This window comes from Vibrio sp. RM-69-4 (assembly GCF_024743775.1).
In the GTDB taxonomy this organism is placed as follows: domain Bacteria; phylum Pseudomonadota; class Gammaproteobacteria; order Enterobacterales; family Vibrionaceae; genus Vibrio; species Vibrio anguillarum.
Map to the genome: position 1 here is coordinate 72,615 of NZ_JAMQXI010000094.1, position 17,869 is coordinate 90,483.

Sequence of the window (17,869 nt, forward strand, 5' to 3'; positions counted from 1 at the left end):
TATGCTGATAATCTCGCTATAATTAAGGTCAGTGAATTGCCAATCGCGGTAGGGAAGAAAATGAAAAAACTACGCATTGATATCGTGTCAGATGTTGTCTGCCCTTGGTGCATCATTGGCTATAAGCGGTTAGAGCAAGCGCTGCTGGCTCTCAGCGATACCATCGATGCAGACATCCATTGGCACCCTTTTGAACTCAACCCTGCTATGCCTGTAGGTGGTGAACACCTACAGCAACATTTAGCCAAAAAATATGGCACGTCGATAGAAGCAAGTTTACAAGCACGCCAAACCCTCAGCGCCCTAGGGCAAGAAGTCGGCTTTCAATTCAACTTCAGTGACGACATGCGTATTTATAATACCCGTAAAGCGCATCAATTATTAATGTGGGCGAATAGCCAAGGAAAACAATTAGAGCTGGAAATGGCACTATTTCGTGCTTATTTCACTTTCGGACAAGCCTTAGATGACGATGATGTCTTGCTCGACCTAGTACAGAGCCTTGGTTTAGACAGAGAAATCTGCCGCGCAGTTTTAACTGATGAGTCGTGGGCGAAAACCGTTTCTGTCACAGAGCAACAGTGGTTAGAGGCAGGAATTCAAGCTGTGCCAGCCTTGATCATTGAGCAACGCCATCTTATCTCAGGCGCGCAAACGACAGAGATCCTTCAACAGGCACTCGAAGATATCGCGCAACAGCTTCCTATGACTCAATAACGTTTTCTGATAAAAAAGGGCACCACTACTGTGTGCCCTAAAATACTATTGTGTACTCTAAATACTATTGTGTACTCTAAATAAACTTGTGTGCTCTAAATTAAATAAAGTGGGTTTGAATTAATGGACGGGGGTATCCGTTTCTGTAAAGAATTGTCCAAAATGCTTTTCCAGCACTTCTGGCGTCAGCTTGCCTTCCGCTTCTAGCTGCTTAAGCTCAGCCACAATCGCTTTTTGCTCTTCCAACGAAGGCAGTTTCACTTCAGGTTCACCCGCCACCTGTTGCGACAATTGTGCTAACTCTTTTTCGAAATCACTCATTTTACTTACCTAAACATAAACGTAATGGGGGAAGTGTACCGATTTCCCCCTCATGATTCTAGAGCTTAAAGCTACCCACCATTTTATCTAAACGGCCAGACAGATCACGCAACTCTTGGCTCGCTTCTGCCAACTCTTCTGCGGTGCTGGTGGTCACTTCATTGATGGCGTTGATCTCTTCAATATTTTGATTGATTGTGTGCACCACCGTTGATTGCTCTTCAGTCGCCGTGGCAACCTGAGTGTTGCGATCGGAAATATCGTGGATCCTGTTTGAAATATTCACTAAAACGTTCACCGCTTCATCGGAAGCGTCAACCCCTTCCTGTGTAACAGCCTTACCAGAAGACATCGCCGAGACCGCATCTTTTACATCGTTTTGTAATTGATTGATCATCTTTTGAATTTCTTCCGTTGAAGAGGCCGTGCGGCTGGCCAAATTGCGTACTTCGTCTGCCACCACAGCAAAACCTCGACCTTGCTCTCCAGCTCTCGCCGCTTCAATTGCAGCGTTTAATGCCAGCAAGTTGGTTTGTTCAGAAATACCACGGATAACACCTAAAATAGAGCCAATATCTTGAGTGGTCGATGCTAGCTGCTCCACCACTTTACCCGTATTTTCGATATCCGCTGCTAAACGACTGATGGCATCTTTGGCTTTGCTTACCACTTCACGTCCTACTTCAGTGTTATCAGCCGCGTGATTTGCTGTTTCAGCTGCCGTCGCCGCGTTAGAAGCAATTTCACTGATAGTGGCCCCCATTTGATTAATCGCCGCCACCACTTGTATAGTTTGGTCACGCTGTTCTTGGCTATTGTCATGAGTTCGCGTCGATTTTTCCGACACCCGACCCGCCGCCGACTGCAATGCATGGCTGGTAGAAGCGACTTCTTTCATCGATTGATGAATCTTCTCAATAAAACCGTTGAAGCCCGCTGATAATTGAGCGATTTCATCGCGGCCCAATACCTCAATCCGTTGCGATAAATCACCATCGCCTTTCCCTAAATCGGTAAAGCGTTGTGCAATCTGTTTAATTGGGTTGGCAATACTATTCGCGAGAAAAAGGCCCATCAAAATAAACAAACCCGCCACAGCTAAGGTTGTGAACAACATTTTTTGCGCAACAGCATTTAATTCGGCGAAGACTTCCGACACAGGTACTGAACCAATCACAAACCAGTCCATCGATTTCACGTAGACACTAGCGACAAAAACATCTTGGTTTTGATAGGTTGTCGAAATCAGGTTGAAGCGGCTTTTATTCAATAGTTGGTTTGCGTTTGAGCCGTACAATTGTGTTAATGAGGCTTTAGCTTTCTCTTTTTGGCGATGGATTTGCACTTCCCCTTTCGAGTTGGTCAAAAAGACAAAACCTGTGTCCTCGATTTTAAATCCATTGAGCAGGCTCACCATGTCATCCATTGATTTCGACAAACCAGACATCGTATCGCCACTGACATTTTGATAGTTGGCAAACATTTTCACTTCGCCACTTGCCTCTTGGAACATACTGACCATGGTCTTTTGTCCCGATTGCGTAAAACCAAAAAACCAGCCATCTTGCTGTTGATTAAGCTGACGCAGAAAACCATTTTGGTTCCAGTAATACGCCGTTTTTCGGTTAGCCACAGAAGCATCATTTAACGAATATTGATCGCGTACATTATTGAGCTGCTTAATCAGCATCGCCTCAGCGTCAGCATTAATATCGGTCGTCTGAACGGCTTGCTTGATGAATTCATTATTGGCTAGTTGCTCAGCAGAAAAGAGCAATTGCGATACTTCTCGATCTATCTGGCTACTGATTTGATCAAGTAACGAGGGAAGTTCGATATCAATTAATCGGTGCTCCAGTACCTCTCGTGCTTGACGCTGCGCCATTACACCAACGATAACCGTCGAAGCGAGTACCGCGAACGTAATTCCTAATACAACCTTTTGCTTAATACTCATCGAATTAAGTTTGAACATTATTTGCGCTCTTTATTATTGGCTTGTCATGAATAACTCTTTTGTATCGGCAACAAACCCTCTCTCTTGAGAAATTTATCGATAGAATCGATTTATCTTCACGTAGAATGTGATCATGGCCAACAATGGTTGTTCCTAAGCATAGTCGAGTATGGTGACCAAACATTCTTTCGTTTCGCCAAATGGATAATAATTCGCCAATCAGTTGATGCATCACACTTTTCATGGAACTTTTCGAATCAATAAATTACTAATTCAGCAAAACAACAGGAGACCCATTCAATGCCATCGCACGCATTTCAATCGCTACAACACTATTTAAATCAGCAAGTCATAGGCCAGACAGGTTTGGTTAAACAGTTATTAGTTGCACTTCTTGCTGATGGGCACATTTTGGTCGAGGGGCCTCCTGGCCTTGCAAAAACCCGTGCCGTGAAATCACTCGCCGATTGCATAGAAGGTGATTTTCATCGAATCCAATTTACGCCTGATCTGCTCCCCGCCGATTTAACCGGTACAGATATCTTCCGCCCTGAAACAGGTGAGTTTACCTTTCAAGCGGGCCCGATTTTTAACTCATTAGTATTGGCTGATGAAATCAACCGCGCTCCAGCCAAAGTACAAGCTGCGATGCTCGAGGCGATGGCCGAAAAACAGATCACGGCAGGTCGAAAAACCTACCCGTTACCTGAACTTTTTTTAGTGATGGCTACCCAAAACCCTATCGAGCAAGAGGGTACTTATCCTCTACCCGAAGCGCAGTTGGATCGTTTTTTATTGCATTTAAATGTTGATTATCCAGACGCTGAAAATGAACTCGCCATTTTACGTTTGAACCGCGGGGAAGCGCAGGGAATTGAGAAAGTCTCTCCGCCAACACTAAGCCAAAGCGATATTTTCAGTGCTCGGCAAGCAGTGCTGAACATTCACATGGCCGAACCTATTGAGCAATATATTATTCGCCTGATCATGGCAACGCGTAAACCCGCAGACTACGATGCCACGTTAGCACAATGGCTAGAGATGGGCGTCAGCCCGCGAGCAACCATCGCGCTTGATCGATGCGCTCGCGCTCATGCATGGCTCAGTGGGCGTGATTTTGTCAGCCCTGAAGATGTTCAAGCGATGGTATTTCCGGTTTTGCGCCACCGTCTATTATTGAGCTACCAAGCACAGGCTGAGGGCGTACATCCCAACCAAGTTATCACTCACTTACTGTCACTGGTTGGTAGTGCTTAGCACTAAGACTAAGGTTTACTATGCAAGAGTCACTTCCACCGTTTAGTACGGGTGTCACACTTTCATTGGCTGAACTGTTGCCTTACAAACAGCACGCTATTCGCTGGCTGCCACCTGCTAAAAGTTTATGGGCGCAAGTATTGGGGCAGCATCAGAGCAAGCAACTCGGCCGAGGAATGGACTTTGCTGAGGTCAGGCAATACCAAGCAGGAGATGATATTCGGACCATCGACTGGCGCGTTACTGCGCGTACGGGAAAGCCTCATACCAAACTGTTCAGTGAAGAACGAGAAAAACCCGTCATTCTTTACGTTGATCTGAGCCGCTCTATGCAGTTTGGATCGCAGTTAATGCTCAAATCAGTGCAAGCGGCGCACATGGCAAGCTTGCTCAGTTGGTTAAGCATTGCCAATAAGGACCGAGTGGGCGCGGTGATTGATACTGGTTCGACACTGGTTGAGTTAAAACCGACTAGCCGCCAAAAAGGGCCATTACAGCTGTTGCAACAGTTGGTGACACTACAAAACCAACAGCTGCTGGAGCTTGATAAAACGAAATCACACAGCATGCAGCGCGGCCTAACTGCGTTGAATCGTTTGTGTCCTAAAGGCAGTGAAGTGATTTTGATCAGTGACTTCGTCCATTTCAATGCCACATTACAACCAATACTCAACCAATTGCAGCGACATAATCGTGTAAAAATTGTGCACATTTACGATCCATTAGAGCAAGGAGAGACCCAATTTCGCGGTGTAGAACGCGTAACCGATGACCAACAGACGAGCTGGCTCAACTTTTCGAAAAATAGTACGCGCTTAGGGTTAAAAAAAGCCTTTGAATCTCAAAAAGAAAAACTAAAATCATTGAGTCAAACTATGGCAATTTCTTATACCTCACTCTCTAGTGAGAAACCTTTGTTGCAACAACTATCCGGATATAAAGAATGAAGGAATCATCAATAGCTACACTTTTAGATTTAAGCGCGATGCAACTGCCTGAGCTACCCTCTTGGTTTCCCTTGGCTTGGGGATGGTGGGCAAGCGCGGCGGGCATACTGCTCTGTCTGCTGATTCTGGTGTTCGTCATTCGTTGGCGTCGTAAACGCTTAGCCCCGAAAAAAACGGCGCTGCGTTTACTCAACCCCCAATTTGGGCATTTAACTCCTTCTTCAGCGATTGAGCTACTTCGTCAAGCCGCGCTTTGTTACTACCCTCGAATGGAAATCGCACATCTTACCGGCAAAGAGTGGTACACCTTTTTAGATTCACAAATTTCTTACCCTCTTTTTGTTCCCAATGAAACATTGTGGCAGCAAGCGTTATACCAAAAGCAGAAAACAGAAAACAGTCAAGAGCTGATTAATCACTGCTATCAATGGGTTAATGATGCTTTGCCGCCTAAAAAACGGAGATAGCTAGGCTTTGGCAAATATAGAGTTATTGTGGTGGTGGATGCTATGTCTGCTGCCACTCCCGCTGGTCGTTTATCAATTCTTACCACCAGCAAAAGAAAGGGCAGCGATTCACCTGCCCTACCTTCCTAAAGATAATCAGCGTCAAGTACCAAACCAGATCATCGCTAAAATCATTGCGAGCGTTATTTGGTGCTTAGTATTGATCGCCGCAGCCCGTCCAGTGTGGTTTGGCGACCCGGTTATTGCTCAGCCCAAACACCGAGATCTGATGCTGGTGGTTGACCTCTCTTACTCCATGAGCCAAGAAGATATGCTGCTTGGCGATCAGTACATTGATCGTTTGAGCGCCGTTAAAAATGTGCTCTCTGATTTTATTGACAAGCGCGAAGGTGATCGCCTTGGGTTAGTCTTATTTGCCGATCACGCCTATCTACAAACGCCTCTGACTCTGGATAAAAACACCATTCGCCAGCAGCTTAATCAAGCCGTCCTTAAGCTGATCGGCACCCAAACCGCCATTGGTGAAGGGATTGGGCTTGCGACCAAAACGTTTATCGATAGTGATGCCCCACAGCGGGTGATGATTTTACTCAGCGATGGCAGCAATACCGCTGGCGTGCTCGACCCAATCGAAGCTGCGAAAATTGCCCAAAAATACAATGCCACCATTTACACAGTCGGTGTTGGCGCTGGCGAAATGATGGTCAAAGAGTTTTTTATGACTCGAAAAATCAATACCGCGGAAGATTTAGATGAGAAGACGTTAACACAAATAGCGACCATGACTGGTGGCCAATATTTTCGCGCACGAAATAGCCAAGATCTGGCCAAAATATACGACACCATTAATCAATTAGAACCCATAAGCCAAGCAAGCCAAACTTGGCGTCCACAAAGCGAATGGTTTGGTTATCCGTTGGCGATAGCGCTCGCGCTTTCTGTACTCTTAGCGCTACTAAGGAGAAATCATGTCTGAGTTTGTTTTTCTTACACCTTGGTGGTTAACCGCACTATCCCCCTTAGCACTACTGCTGGGCTGGTTCACTCTGCGTGCCAAACGACACTCTTTGATAGCACCTCATCTGGCTAAGGCGATGGGTTTGAGCGATAAAAAGCATAACGCGACCATTGTGATCATCAGCATCAGTTGGCTGCTCGCAGTACTGGCGCTAGCTGGTCCGAGTTTTGAATCTCAAACACGCCCCAGTTACAGCAATAGTAACGCGCGCGTATTAGTGATGGACATGTCACTATCGATGTACGCTACTGATATAAAACCCAACCGCTTAACGCAAGCGCGTTATAAAGCGCTCGACTTACTCACACAATGGCAAGAAGGTAGTACAGGGCTTGTCGCCTATGCTGGTGATGCCTATACCGTTAGCCCATTAACCACCGACACCGCAACCCTAAGCAACTTAGTGCCCAATCTATCGCCCGATATTATGCCCTACCCCGGCGCAGATGCGGCTCGCGCGGTTCAATTAGCCATCGACATGATGAAAAATGCCGGCCTTGCACAAGGTGACATTGTGTTATTGACCGATGACATCGACTCACAAGAGCAAGCTCAGATTGAAACACAGCTTACCAATACGCGTTGGAAATTAGTGATCTTAGGCATTGGTACACAAGCGGGCGCGCCTATTACGCTCAGCGATGGCAGCTTACTGAAAAATGCACAAGGGCAGACCGTGGTGGCCAAGACCAACTTTGCCAATATGCAGTCGCTCGCGCAGAATATAAATGGATTATTTACGCCAATCAGCTTAGACAATAGCGATGTTGCAATGATCGCTAAGCTAGACCAAAACGAACAACCACACAGTACAACCAAGAGTCAACAAATGGTGAAAGAGCGCGTTAACAATGGCTATTGGTTAGTGCTGCTCCTCATTATCCCGTGTTTGCTTTTGTTTCGCCGTGGCGTCATTTTTTCTTTATTACTGCTCTTCATCCCTACACTACACAGCAATAGTGTACAGGCTTCTCCTTGGCTAAATAGCAATCAACAAGCCAAAAAAGCGTTTGATGCAAAGGAGTATCAAGCGGCCAGTGAACAATTTACAGACTTAGAGTGGAAAGGCATCGCTCAATATCAGGCTGGAGAATATCAGGCAGCGGTGGAGACCCTCTCTCAACTGCCACAAGACAATGTGCGAGTGCAAGACAATGTGCGAGTGCAATACAACTTGGCCAACGCCTACGCGCAAAATGGAGAATTGGAAAAGGCCCAAACCTTGTATGAAGAGGTGTTAAAACGCGACCCAAACCATAAAGATGCTCAGCATAATTTGGAAATCGTAAAAAAAGCGCAGCAACAGCAACAGCAACAGCAACAGCAACAGCAACAGCAACAGCAACAGCAACAGCAACAGCAACAGCAACAGCAACAGTCTGGTGAGCCTTCCGATCCAAATCAAGATCAAAATCGGTCGGAAAATAAAAATAATGCGCAGAATAAAAACGATGCACAACAACAAGATGGCGAACAAACAGAAGATAAATCTGACGACCAAAGCGATGGCTCACCGCAGAACGACGGCTCTCAGTCTTCGCCTCAATCGGCACAAAGTAAAAATGAGCAAAGTGAGCGCTCCAAGGTCAACACGGCGGATGAATCGCCTGCCTCTCAACAGCCGACTGAAGCGACTCAAACAAATGGATCAATGAACAACGAAGATGAGGTCAGTGACAAAGAAGCCTCTGAGCAGCAAACACAGAAGCAATCGCAACAGCAAAGCGATAGCCAAACTGTTGACCCGCAACTTCGCAAGCTAGAACAAGTCGAAAGTGCACGAGATCCTAGTGGCTTACTCAAAGCACAATTGTTGCTACAAGCAAGACAACGGCAAGAAGACCAAGCACAACCTCCACAAAACAACAGCAAGAAGTGGTAAGTATGAAATCGATCAAGCGTTCATTTTGGGCTGCGATTATCAGCCTAGTTTCTGTTGCTCTACTGAGCTCGGCCGCTAACGCGGCTGCACTTTACGCCAGCGTCAGTAAAAATAAGGTCGCGAAAAATGAAGTATTCCAATTACGAATTGTTGCCGATGAAAAAGTATCGACCGATGCGATCGACTTTAAGGTGTTAGAAGGCGATTTTTTTCTTGGCCGCCCAAGTTTTGGTACTTCGGTGAACATCATCAATGGCGATCGCAGCACGCGCAGTGAATGGAATGTATCGTTGGCAGCCAACAAACTCGGCATACTGACCATTCCTAGTTTTAGCGTCAATGGGGCAACTACTCAACCGATCGCGATTCAAGTTATCGCTGATGGTGAAGCGCCCAAGCAATCTGACCTTGTTGAAATACAAGCTGATCTAGAACGTAGCAAACTCTACCCGAGTGAAAGCACTTTTCTCAATGCTCGCCTAATCATCAAAGCTGATCCAAGAAGGCTGCAAAATCCACAAATTACGCCACCCGCTGTACAAGGATTAGAACTGACGACCGAGGGAGAAGCTAACCAATACCAAAGCTTATTGGATGGGGTTGAAGTCACTGTTGTAGACCAAAAATTTAGAGTCACGGCCCAAGAGGCAGGAACTTTCACGTTATCCGGCCCTGCGTTTAAAGCTGGCCTCATCTATGGTAACAACCAAACGGGCAGCACCCGCTTGCTGCAAGTCGATATTCCGGCCAAAACCTTTTCGCTGACCGTACTGCCGAAACCAGATAGCTATCAAGGCACTTGGCTACCTACACCAAAACTAACACTCAACCAAACGTGGCGAGATGCCACAGGGCAGATCATCACCGCCGAGAGCTTTAAAACCAAAGTGGGTGAATCGTTGACTCGTGAATGGATTCTGACAGTGAAAGGCCTTACGCAGACGCAGTTGCCTAACCTCTCAGTGCAATATCCAGACTCAATTCGGCTCTATGCTGAAAAGCCTCAGTTTAAAAGCTTAGATAATGGCGATGTGCAAATGACGCTAAAACAAGTACTCATCCCCAAAACCGTCGGTAAGGTTGAGCTAGCGGATCTCACCGTCAGTTGGTGGGACACCAAAAACGAATCTCAGCAAAGCGCGCAAGCCAAAGGATTAAAGCTAGAGGTTTCGCCAGGTGAATTACTCAACCCATCCACCTCTGTGCTGACACCACCAACAGTACAAACCGTCACCGTTAAAGATGCAGGATACTGGCCCTACTTTACCGCATTTTTTGCACTGTTATGGATGGCGACTATGGTAGTCGCTTGGTCATTTCGTAACGCGCCACAAACAGCAACACAGGAAACCAACGCTCATCATCAACCGCTTGAAGGCCACCAATATCAACAGTTAAAAGAAGCTGTACAAAGCCAAGATGGTGCCAAAATCAGCTATTACTTCACCCTCTGGCGCGATTCAGTCGTATTAAGTGATGAAGAGAAAACCGCACTAGATGCACAAGTCAACCAGCAACTTAAAACTTTGTACGCACCTCAGAAAAGTGATTGGGATGGCTCAGCGTTAATCTCTATGATTGATGCCATTCAAAAAAAGCAAACTAAGCGCCAGAATAAAAAGTTAGAATCTCTGGCAAAACTCTAACCGAAAATGGCTGTCGAAATCACAATCTCAAATCTAAGGTGTGTTGTTATATCCAAACGACTAGCCGCTGTGACTTCAAGTCATTTTGGGACTGTTGCCAACAAAAGGAAAACAAGGCATGCAAATAAAAAGTAGCGCTTCATTGATCATCGGTTTGAGTTTAATACTCGGGCTCACAACCCTCGGTTACTTTGTGCAGCAAACGGCTGTGAAATATAAAGAGTATGAGCGCGTGGTGACCGTTAAAGGATTATCAGAGCGAGAATATCCCGCCGACACAGTTGTTTGGCCGATCCAATTTAGTGTGGCCGATAATGATTTACCCACCATGTTCAACACGATTGAAAAGCAGAGCCAACTGGTGACCGCATTTTTAGCTCAACAAGGCATTGATGAAAAAAGTGTCTCGCTATCATCGCCAGCGGTGATCGACAAAAAAGCACAGCAGTATGGCGGAGAAAATTTAGTCGAGTTTCGTTATTTAGCGAACCAAACCATTACGGTGTACAGCAATCAAGTTGACCTAGTGCGCGAGGCCATTAATAAGCTCGGCAATTTAGGAAAACAAGGCATCGTTTTTAATCAAGATCCTTACAACAACCGCGTTGATTATTCATTCTCTGGACTGAATGAAATCAAACCCGACATGATTGAAGAAGCGACCAAACAAGCAAGAGAAGTCGCAGAGAAATTTGCCAAAGATTCGCAAAGCTCACTTGGCAAGATTAAACGCGCTTCACAGGGACAATTTAGTATTGTGGATCGTGATAACAATACTCCTTACATCAAAAAAGTACGCGTCGTTTCAACGGTTGAATATTACCTCTCAGACTGAATAATCTGCTGTTCTCATTATCCTTGCCATGACTCGCCGCGCCAACACTATGAATTTGGCGCGGCGACTTTATCACTTCGAGTATGGTGTTTTTGCTCAGAGTAACCAACGACTTGGTTTCTACCATTATCTTTTGCTTGGTAAAGTGCCTTATCTGCTTTGCTGTACATCTCCTCAAACTTAAGTTCACTGGGAAGGTACTGGGCAATAGTGTAACCAATCGAGACACTTAAGCAGTCACCATCAGGGTTCTCACTATGTTCAATCTGCTCTCGTTCAATACTAAAGCGTATGCTTTCAGCCAACGCTTTCACTTCTGCTGCATCGCGGTTGGCCACCAACAATATAAATTCTTCACCACCAATTCGGCAAAAGAGTTCATTCTCTGCCTGAGCATGTTGGTTGAGAATATGGCCAATGCGAATCAAAGCAATATCCCCTTCCAAGTGACCGTAGTAATTATTAAATAAACCAAAGTGATCAATATCAAGCAAAATTAAACCATAACTTACGGTCTCATTTTGTACTCTCGAACCGATGCGTTCCAATAAATGAGCTAACATCCGACGATTTCCAAGGCGAGTTAATGGATCCATTTTGGCCATTAAGTCCAGTTTGTCGTTCACTTTTTGTAACTCATAGGTACGGTTACGCACCTCAATTTCTAAATTCTCATTCAGTTCACTGATCGCCTGCTGAGCACTGGTGCGCATCAATACTTCGGTTAAATTAGAGGCGAACATGCGGATCACTTCTCGCAGTTGTGAGGTCAGTGGTGAGCGGCGGATCAAATTGTCCGCAGCAATAAAAGCAATAGGTTCGCCATTGTTGGTAAGCATGGTCATGGCTGTCCAGCCAAAACCAACAATGTTGCTGTCATGATAAATAGGGACTGACTCTTCAAACACCACCTCATTGGGGTTGGCTTTGGCCATATCAACAATCATATTATTGGTGGTCCCAGAACGAAAATACGATTCATCCACAATGTTGCCTTGGATATCGGTTCCCCACGTTCCTTGAATGTACGAGCAGTGTTTATCGGTCAAAAAAACTGCCATCCGATCAATGCCCATGCGGTTAATCGCAAAACTGACCGCCGATTTGCACACGTCACTCACCGTCATACAACGTGACAGTTCAACCATGCTCGCATGCAACATGCGAACATTTTGCTCCTGACGCTTGCGAATATAAATTTGCGCAAGCAATGAACCAAAAGATTCCAACATCTGCTTTTGGTATTCAGTAATGGGCTGTCGATTAATGTAGTTATCAATCGCGATCCAACCAATGGTTTCATTACCATCACGTAGGATTAACATCCCATTCCACCCTTGTCCTACCACATTGCCCGCCGTGTATAGAGGGGCATCGTCGATCAGCACCAAACTTTTAGTATCATCAGAAAGACCGCTTAAATAACTTTCTTCTAGCTGGTGCAAATCGTATTGGGTATGGTGTTCGCTCACCGTTTTTCCGCTTTCATCCGTACCATAAGTTCCGCTAAAACAACGTTTTTTCATATCAAGAACTAAAAAAGCGGCTCGATCAAATCCTAAGCGTGTTTTCGTTACATCAACGGCCGCTCTGTGCAGCGCATCTAAATTGTCTGGGTTAGCCAGTTCAATCGCTAATTGATGAACCAGCTTCATATTATCAATGAACATTTCGCGCTGTTTAATTTCATCCAAATACTTTGCTTCGCGGATATCTCTATTTTTAAACTCCTTTGCCGCTTCTGATTCCGCGCGAAGACATTGCCAACGAGCCGCAATCAGTTGTATACAATCGAGCTCTCCGGATTCTGTTTTCGCATGAATGTTGACGTTATCAATTGCCTCAAGCAGCAAATAGGTTCTTAAATCAGGGTGGTTATCTAACATAAAAAGATAAGACTCACCGCCCATCACACTACGGTAGTCCCAATTGCAGGTGTTGATCGCTAGTGGAATTAGACCATCAGAGGTGTCAAATTGTGCGGCCCAATTCCAAAAGGTATTTGGATAATTTTGCAGAGCAGTCGGTAAGTTGTACTCAAATAATGACTCATGGCGCTTGTTTAATGTTGGTGCATGAAAGATCCGCATTGATTTTGGAGAAATGAAACTTTGAAGAAAATCAAACGTTGCTTCCGCGAGCATACGGTGGCTGCGAGCAGAAGAAATCTGTTTGAGTAAAGTACGAGAAAACATATGAGCGGCCTGACATTGTAATAATTTTCATTGCAAAATTAGACAAAAGATCATGTGCAATCAAACTCTTAAGAAAGTCACTGTTAAGTCGGCCGCAAATTTGCACTCTATGTTTTTACATCCTAGAGTTAACCTACATTTTTGAGATTCTGTTTCCATTTATTACATGGTTAACCCTATTATTTTTAGCATTGTCTTATTTACAAGACACCATTGACAACTAGCCACGTTCATTCTTCCGCTGCATAATGTCTCTCTTTTTGCCACCTTATCAGTACTGACACTCGCTTATGACCCGATACTTTAGGCTACTTTTGTTTCTATGTTTTTCACTCAACAGCGCAGCGGCTGAGATTGATCTGGTCAAAGTGGATAAATCTAAACGTCGCATGTACTTAATCTCGGGACAGCAGATCATTCAAGAGTATCGAATTGCCTTGGGTAAAGAACCCAAAGGACATAAACAGCAAGAAGGCGATCAACGCACCCCAGAAGGTCGATACTATCTTGAAGCTATCAGTAATGATTCTGGCTATTATCGTTCGATTCATATCGGTTACCCGAATCATCAAGATAAAGTGCATGCACAGCGCTTAAGCATCAATCCCGGTGGTGATATAAAAATCCATGGTCTAAAAAATGGCGACAAGCAACGACCAGAATATGTGCAAAGTTTTGATTGGACTAATGGGTGTATTGCACTGACTAACTCAGAAATGGATGAATTTTTGAGCCTAGTCAAAGAAGGCACGCCGATTGAGATTGAGTGGTAAAAGTGACTTACGCTAAGGTGTGAGGGAGTGCATTAAAATAAATCACACAAACTTTGATTAGCGCAGATTTTTGGTTTTTAATATCGAAAAAGTATTTTTAATCAATGGTTGGAATTAACATGTCGTCAGATTTTTATGGTTCAAGTGCCAATTATGCTCGTAAAGAGAGCGGTTACCGAGAAAAAGCACTTAAACTTTACCCTTGGGTGTGTGGCAATTGCGCGCGTGAATTTGTTTATTCAAATTTACGGGAATTAACTGTGCACCACAAAGATCACGATCACACAAATAACCCTGAAGATGGCAGTAACTGGGAACTTTTATGCCTCTATTGTCACGATCATGAGCACTCTAAATATTCAGACCACGACCGATTTGGCGCTGAGCCTGTTGCGAGATTAGACGATCATCAAAGCGCGACCTATAACCCCTTTGCCGATCTCGCCAAACTGATGAAAAAATAACGCGGTTAGCCACTAGATCACATACGCTTTAGTGGCTTAACCACGCTATCCAATCCTTCAATTTTCAACGCTAAGCAAAGTTGCAGCAAACGCCCGAGCTCCCCTTCAGGGAAGCCCTTCTTATCAAACCACAGCAAATACTCTTCTGGTAAGTCGATAAGCGCTCGCCCTGCATACTTACCAAACGGCATTGGCATACGCGCAAGTTTAATCAGGTTCTCTTTTTCTAACATTTTGCGTCTCACAAACTGGCTAAACTTGTTTAAGTCCAACCAGTTTATGTTTCTCAGCCACTTTTGGGTACTGATTTATCGCATAACGCTGTAGGTGGATAAAAATATAATCAATATGAATCAGATGCGGTATAGTAGTTTTCTTTAAACGCTAAGCTTCCCCACATAGCATTGGCATGAGCACGTTTAACCACTTCTGGATCCAACTCTTTTTCTGTCAGGGTATCTGATTTAAAATCATATTGATAAGTAGAAATACCTTGCTCAGGCCGAATAACAACCAGTTGGTTGTCTGCTGTCATATAGCCATAGTTTTTATCTCGTTGCATCATTACTCGCTGCTTCTCAGCAGGAACATCATGAGTTAAATCGAACCCAATCATTGGGTTTTGGCTACTGATACCGGCCAAAGAAAGCAGTGTGGGTGCAAGGTCAATTTGACTAACTAGACGATCGTCAATGCGGTGTTCAATGCCGCCACCAAAAATCACCGCTGGAATTCGAAAGTAATCGACTGGTACAGGCTGATTACCCTGTGTTCTAGCATCATGATCTGCCACAGCAACAAACACCGTGTTATCCCAATATGGTGACTTTTTCGCTTTTTCAATGAACTGTCCAAGCGCATAGTCTGCATATTTCACCGCATTTTCCACCGTTTGTTTTGGCTCATTATACGGTTCAATCACGTTATCAGGGTATTCAAATGGGCTGTGGTTCGATGAGCTAAAAACTAAGCTAAAGAAGGGTTTACCTTCACGACTCATCTTCGTAAATTGCTGATCTGCCTTATTGTAGAGATCTTCATCTGACGCGCCCCATGAACCAACATATTTAGGCGACTCAAAAGTTGGGAAGTCTTGCATATCGACAAAACCGTTACCCAAGAAGAAACTCTTCATATTGTCAAAGTGGCTTTCACCACCGTAAATAAATTGTGTGTGGTAATTTCGAGACTTTAATAAATCAGCAATTGAAAAGAAATTCGTTTGGCTTTTACCTAATTTGACCACTGAACGTGCAGGAGTCGGAGAAAACCCAGTGGTCACCGCTTCAATACCACGAACAGAACGCGTTCCCGTTGCGTACAAACGGGTGAATGCCCACCCCTCATCAATCAGTTTATCGATATTGGGTGACGCATCGATACCACCAAGGCGGCTAACATAACGTGCACCGTGACTTTCAAGCAGAAGGATTACGATATTTTTAGGCTGGCCTTGATAGGTCGCTTGGTGCATTGCCATGCTAGGTTGTTGTGCAGAGACAAAGTCTTTATTGTCGACATTCATGGATGCACGAATTTCTTGGACGATCTCCTGCTTATCCATTTTCGGGTAAAACTCGAAAGCACTCGCTTCAGACTTCATCTGTTTGGCAGCAAAAATCGCTGAAAATGAGGAGTTTAACGTTAAATCATTCACCAAAGGGTCACTAGAAAAAGCCACCATCGCCGGATTTAATGGACGGTGTCCCAGTGAAGAACGCGCCCCCAAAATACCAATAGCCACAACAAAAATAGCAATCAGCGGACGCCAATACCATTTAGGAAAGCTTAAGTTCGAAACAAGCTGCTTGCTCCATTTCCAACCGACAAAAAGTGTGAACGTGGAAACTACGGCACCAAGGAAAAGTTCAAATTTATAGCCACTCCAAAGCATACTGAAAACTTCTTTGGGATAAATGAGATATTCGATAAAAATTCGATTAGGTCGCAGATCGTACTCGATAATAAACGGCGGTGTTGCTGCTTCCATGTAAACAATCAGCCACAAACCGCCGGTAATCCACACACGTAAAAACCAATGCCAAACCCGACCGACAGCATGATCGCCAGACAGTAGGCTAGATAACAACGCTGGTAAAATAAGCAAATAACAAAGAGAAACAATATCAACTCGCAGACCACTTAAGAAAATGGTGAGCCATCCACCAGCATCACTCACCCGTTCAAAATGCCAGATAGCCAGTCCTAAACGAGAGACAAAAAAGATAACTAGCCCCACCACGAATACGGCAGCAATCGGATAGAGAGGCCCTAAGTAGGGTTTGATTTTATTGAGCATAAATTTCAACAACTATTAAGATTAAATGAATGATTAGATAATACGTTAAGGCATTGATAAAAGAAATAAGTTCCATTTCATTTTGTAAAACGAAAAACTATCGCCTATTTTATCTTCATGCGTTAAATGTCTTAAGTTTTTCTTAAGATTAATATGGCAAATTCCTTTATCGAACACTGACAGAATTAAGAATGGCGGGATTTATTTAGATTAATTAAACGACAGAAATCCATTTCAATCTTGATAATATAAACAAAATAGAGGAACGCTAAAATGCCTAAAACTTACAAATGGGATCTATTTGTTCGCTTGACACATTGGATTGTGGCGGGATCTTTCTTAACCAACTACCTCATAACAGAAGAAGGTAGTAAAACACACCAATGGATTGGCTATCTACTGATGATCACGATATGCCTTCGTCTCATTTGGGGTCTTATTATCCATTCCCCTGCTCGCTTGTCTGCCTTTAAACCTTCAATACACAATGCGTTTATTCACATAAAGCAAGTGATAGAAACAAAAGAAGATCACCATGAAGGGCACAACCCAGCTGGAGCTGTGATGGTCTGGATTTTGTGGTCTGGCCTCCTCCTAACAGGACTTAGCGGCTGGGCAACACAACTGGACATGTTATCGGCAAATGACTGGCTCAGCGAATTGCATGGAGCGTTCGCAAATCTAACGATGCTGGCAACGATAAGCCATATAGCCGCCATTGTGATAATGAGCCACTGGACTGACCACAATTATTTAAAAAATATGCTGTTACATAAAAAATAGAAATATGTTCATTGAACCTGAGTGCTTAGGTTCATCAGGTTTAATCGACTAAGTAACAGGGGTGTCTTTACAAAAAGATCCGTATTTAATGCTCTATTTAACTTTTAATTAGTATTCATGACTGAAGAGGCCGTCTAAATTTTAATCATTACTATGGCGATTTTTGTTAATAGGGATAACATCAACTTTGTATTATTTCAAAAAAGTGACATGGCAATGAATTTTCATATAGAAAAATAATAGATAGATACAGTATGCTACATCCGATAGCACTTTTTAATAAGATGAGAGTCAACTCAAGCTATCGA

Annotated in this window: 16 protein-coding genes; 11 read left to right on the forward strand and 5 right to left on the reverse strand. The window is 44.1% G+C overall.

Annotated elements, in window-relative coordinates; translation table 11 throughout:
- The first annotated feature begins 36 nt into the window (after nt 1-36).
- A complete protein-coding gene (locus tag NB504_RS18145) occupies nt 37-717 on the forward strand; it encodes a DsbA family oxidoreductase (protein WP_258429560.1) in 681 nt (226 codons plus the stop codon).
- Between the two features lie 120 nt (nt 718-837).
- Here NB504_RS18145 and NB504_RS18150 read toward each other — a convergent pair whose 3' ends face one another.
- Both NB504_RS18150 and NB504_RS18155 read right to left on the reverse strand, forming a co-directional pair.
- The gene (locus NB504_RS18150; RefSeq protein ID WP_013867995.1) at nt 838-1,038 is read right to left on the reverse strand and encodes a restriction endonuclease subunit S; all 201 of its coding nucleotides are present in this window, start codon (nt 1,036-1,038) and stop codon (nt 838-840) included.
- Between the two features lie 58 nt (nt 1,039-1,096).
- Nucleotides 1,097-3,013 (reverse strand): methyl-accepting chemotaxis protein, encoded by a 1,917-nt coding sequence (locus tag NB504_RS18155; RefSeq protein ID WP_258429561.1) that lies wholly within the window; start codon nt 3,011-3,013, stop codon nt 1,097-1,099.
- Nucleotides 3,014-3,295: 282 nt separating this feature from the next.
- Between NB504_RS18155 and NB504_RS18160 the strand changes: the two genes are divergently transcribed.
- From NB504_RS18160 to NB504_RS18190, 7 genes are all read left to right on the forward strand, one after another.
- Nucleotides 3,296-4,252 (forward strand): MoxR family ATPase, encoded by a 957-nt coding sequence (locus NB504_RS18160; RefSeq protein ID WP_064626305.1) that lies wholly within the window; start codon nt 3,296-3,298, stop codon nt 4,250-4,252.
- 20 nt (nt 4,253-4,272) lie between these two features.
- Nucleotides 4,273-5,199 carry a DUF58 domain-containing protein gene (locus tag NB504_RS18165; RefSeq protein ID WP_017048975.1) on the forward strand — a complete coding sequence of 309 codons (927 nt, stop codon included), beginning with the start codon at nt 4,273-4,275 and terminating at the stop codon, nt 5,197-5,199.
- Nucleotides 5,196-5,666 (forward strand): DUF4381 domain-containing protein, encoded by a 471-nt coding sequence (locus tag NB504_RS18170; RefSeq protein WP_258429562.1) that lies wholly within the window; start codon nt 5,196-5,198, stop codon nt 5,664-5,666. Before NB504_RS18165 ends, NB504_RS18170 begins: the two co-directional genes overlap by 4 nt.
- Nucleotides 5,667-5,673: 7 nt before the next feature.
- Entirely contained in the window at nt 5,674-6,642 is a 969-nt protein-coding gene (locus NB504_RS18175) for a VWA domain-containing protein (protein ID WP_258429563.1), read from the forward strand.
- Nucleotides 6,635-8,566 carry a VWA domain-containing protein gene (locus tag NB504_RS18180; protein ID WP_258429564.1) on the forward strand — a complete coding sequence of 644 codons (1,932 nt, stop codon included), beginning with the start codon at nt 6,635-6,637 and terminating at the stop codon, nt 8,564-8,566. The genes NB504_RS18175 and NB504_RS18180 overlap by 8 nt, the downstream gene beginning before the upstream one ends.
- Complete coding sequence (locus tag NB504_RS18185; protein ID WP_309303458.1) at nt 8,560-10,212, forward strand: BatD family protein; 1,653 nt, start codon at nt 8,560-8,562, stop codon at nt 10,210-10,212. Before NB504_RS18180 ends, NB504_RS18185 begins: the two co-directional genes overlap by 7 nt.
- A gap of 118 nt (nt 10,213-10,330) precedes the next feature.
- Complete coding sequence (locus NB504_RS18190) at nt 10,331-11,047, forward strand: SIMPL domain-containing protein (RefSeq protein WP_258429566.1); 717 nt, start codon at nt 10,331-10,333, stop codon at nt 11,045-11,047.
- Nucleotides 11,048-11,094: 47 nt separating this feature from the next.
- Here NB504_RS18190 and NB504_RS18195 read toward each other — a convergent pair whose 3' ends face one another.
- Nucleotides 11,095-13,242, reverse strand: coding sequence for a GGDEF domain-containing protein (locus NB504_RS18195; RefSeq protein WP_258429567.1), 2,148 nt, complete (start codon nt 13,240-13,242; stop codon nt 11,095-11,097).
- 290 nt (nt 13,243-13,532) lie between these two features.
- Here NB504_RS18195 and NB504_RS18200 point away from each other — a divergent pair, with 290 nt between their 5' ends.
- Nucleotides 13,533-14,015: a murein L,D-transpeptidase family protein gene (locus NB504_RS18200; RefSeq protein WP_258429568.1), complete on the forward strand. Its 483-nt coding sequence runs from the start codon at nt 13,533-13,535 to the stop codon at nt 14,013-14,015.
- 119 nt (nt 14,016-14,134) lie between these two features.
- Nucleotides 14,135-14,479 carry a YajD family HNH nuclease gene (locus NB504_RS18205; RefSeq protein WP_010318547.1) on the forward strand — a complete coding sequence of 115 codons (345 nt, stop codon included), beginning with the start codon at nt 14,135-14,137 and terminating at the stop codon, nt 14,477-14,479.
- A 17-nt stretch (nt 14,480-14,496) separates the two neighbouring features.
- On the opposite strand, the gene NB504_RS18210 is transcribed toward NB504_RS18205, so the two are convergent.
- Together NB504_RS18210 and NB504_RS18215 are read right to left on the reverse strand one after the other, a co-directional pair.
- Entirely contained in the window at nt 14,497-14,712 is a 216-nt protein-coding gene (locus NB504_RS18210; protein WP_026028221.1) for a DUF3820 family protein, read from the reverse strand.
- A gap of 110 nt (nt 14,713-14,822) precedes the next feature.
- Nucleotides 14,823-16,778: an LTA synthase family protein gene (locus NB504_RS18215; protein WP_038220420.1), complete on the reverse strand. Its 1,956-nt coding sequence runs from the start codon at nt 16,776-16,778 to the stop codon at nt 14,823-14,825.
- Between the two features lie 273 nt (nt 16,779-17,051).
- Between NB504_RS18215 and NB504_RS18220 the strand changes: the two genes are divergently transcribed.
- A complete protein-coding gene (locus tag NB504_RS18220) occupies nt 17,052-17,561 on the forward strand; it encodes a cytochrome b/b6 domain-containing protein (RefSeq protein ID WP_106439595.1) in 510 nt (169 codons plus the stop codon).
- The last annotated feature ends 308 nt before the right edge of the window (nt 17,562-17,869 follow it).

Excerpts from the sequence above, each read along its gene's own strand:
- NB504_RS18170 (WP_258429562.1), top strand. The coding sequence starts at position 5,196 with ATGAAGGAATCATCAATAGCTACACTTTTAGATTTAAGCGCGATGCAA.
- NB504_RS18210 (WP_026028221.1), bottom strand. The coding sequence starts at position 14,712 with ATGTTAGAAAAAGAGAACCTGATTAAACTTGCGCGTATGCCAATGCCG.
- NB504_RS18195 (WP_258429567.1), bottom strand. The coding sequence starts at position 13,242 with ATGTTTTCTCGTACTTTACTCAAACAGATTTCTTCTGCTCGCAGCCAC.
- NB504_RS18150 (WP_013867995.1), bottom strand. The coding sequence starts at position 1,038 with ATGAGTGATTTCGAAAAAGAGTTAGCACAATTGTCGCAACAGGTGGCG.
- NB504_RS18190 (WP_258429566.1), top strand. The coding sequence starts at position 10,331 with ATGCAAATAAAAAGTAGCGCTTCATTGATCATCGGTTTGAGTTTAATA.
- NB504_RS18200 (WP_258429568.1), top strand. The coding sequence starts at position 13,533 with ATGACCCGATACTTTAGGCTACTTTTGTTTCTATGTTTTTCACTCAAC.
- NB504_RS18160 (WP_064626305.1), top strand. The coding sequence starts at position 3,296 with ATGCCATCGCACGCATTTCAATCGCTACAACACTATTTAAATCAGCAA.
- NB504_RS18155 (WP_258429561.1), bottom strand. The coding sequence starts at position 3,013 with ATGTTCAAACTTAATTCGATGAGTATTAAGCAAAAGGTTGTATTAGGA.
- NB504_RS18205 (WP_010318547.1), top strand. The coding sequence starts at position 14,135 with ATGTCGTCAGATTTTTATGGTTCAAGTGCCAATTATGCTCGTAAAGAG.
- NB504_RS18180 (WP_258429564.1), top strand. The coding sequence starts at position 6,635 with ATGTCTGAGTTTGTTTTTCTTACACCTTGGTGGTTAACCGCACTATCC.
- NB504_RS18165 (WP_017048975.1), top strand. The coding sequence starts at position 4,273 with ATGCAAGAGTCACTTCCACCGTTTAGTACGGGTGTCACACTTTCATTG.
- NB504_RS18215 (WP_038220420.1), bottom strand. The coding sequence starts at position 16,778 with ATGCTCAATAAAATCAAACCCTACTTAGGGCCTCTCTATCCGATTGCT.
- NB504_RS18220 (WP_106439595.1), top strand. The coding sequence starts at position 17,052 with ATGCCTAAAACTTACAAATGGGATCTATTTGTTCGCTTGACACATTGG.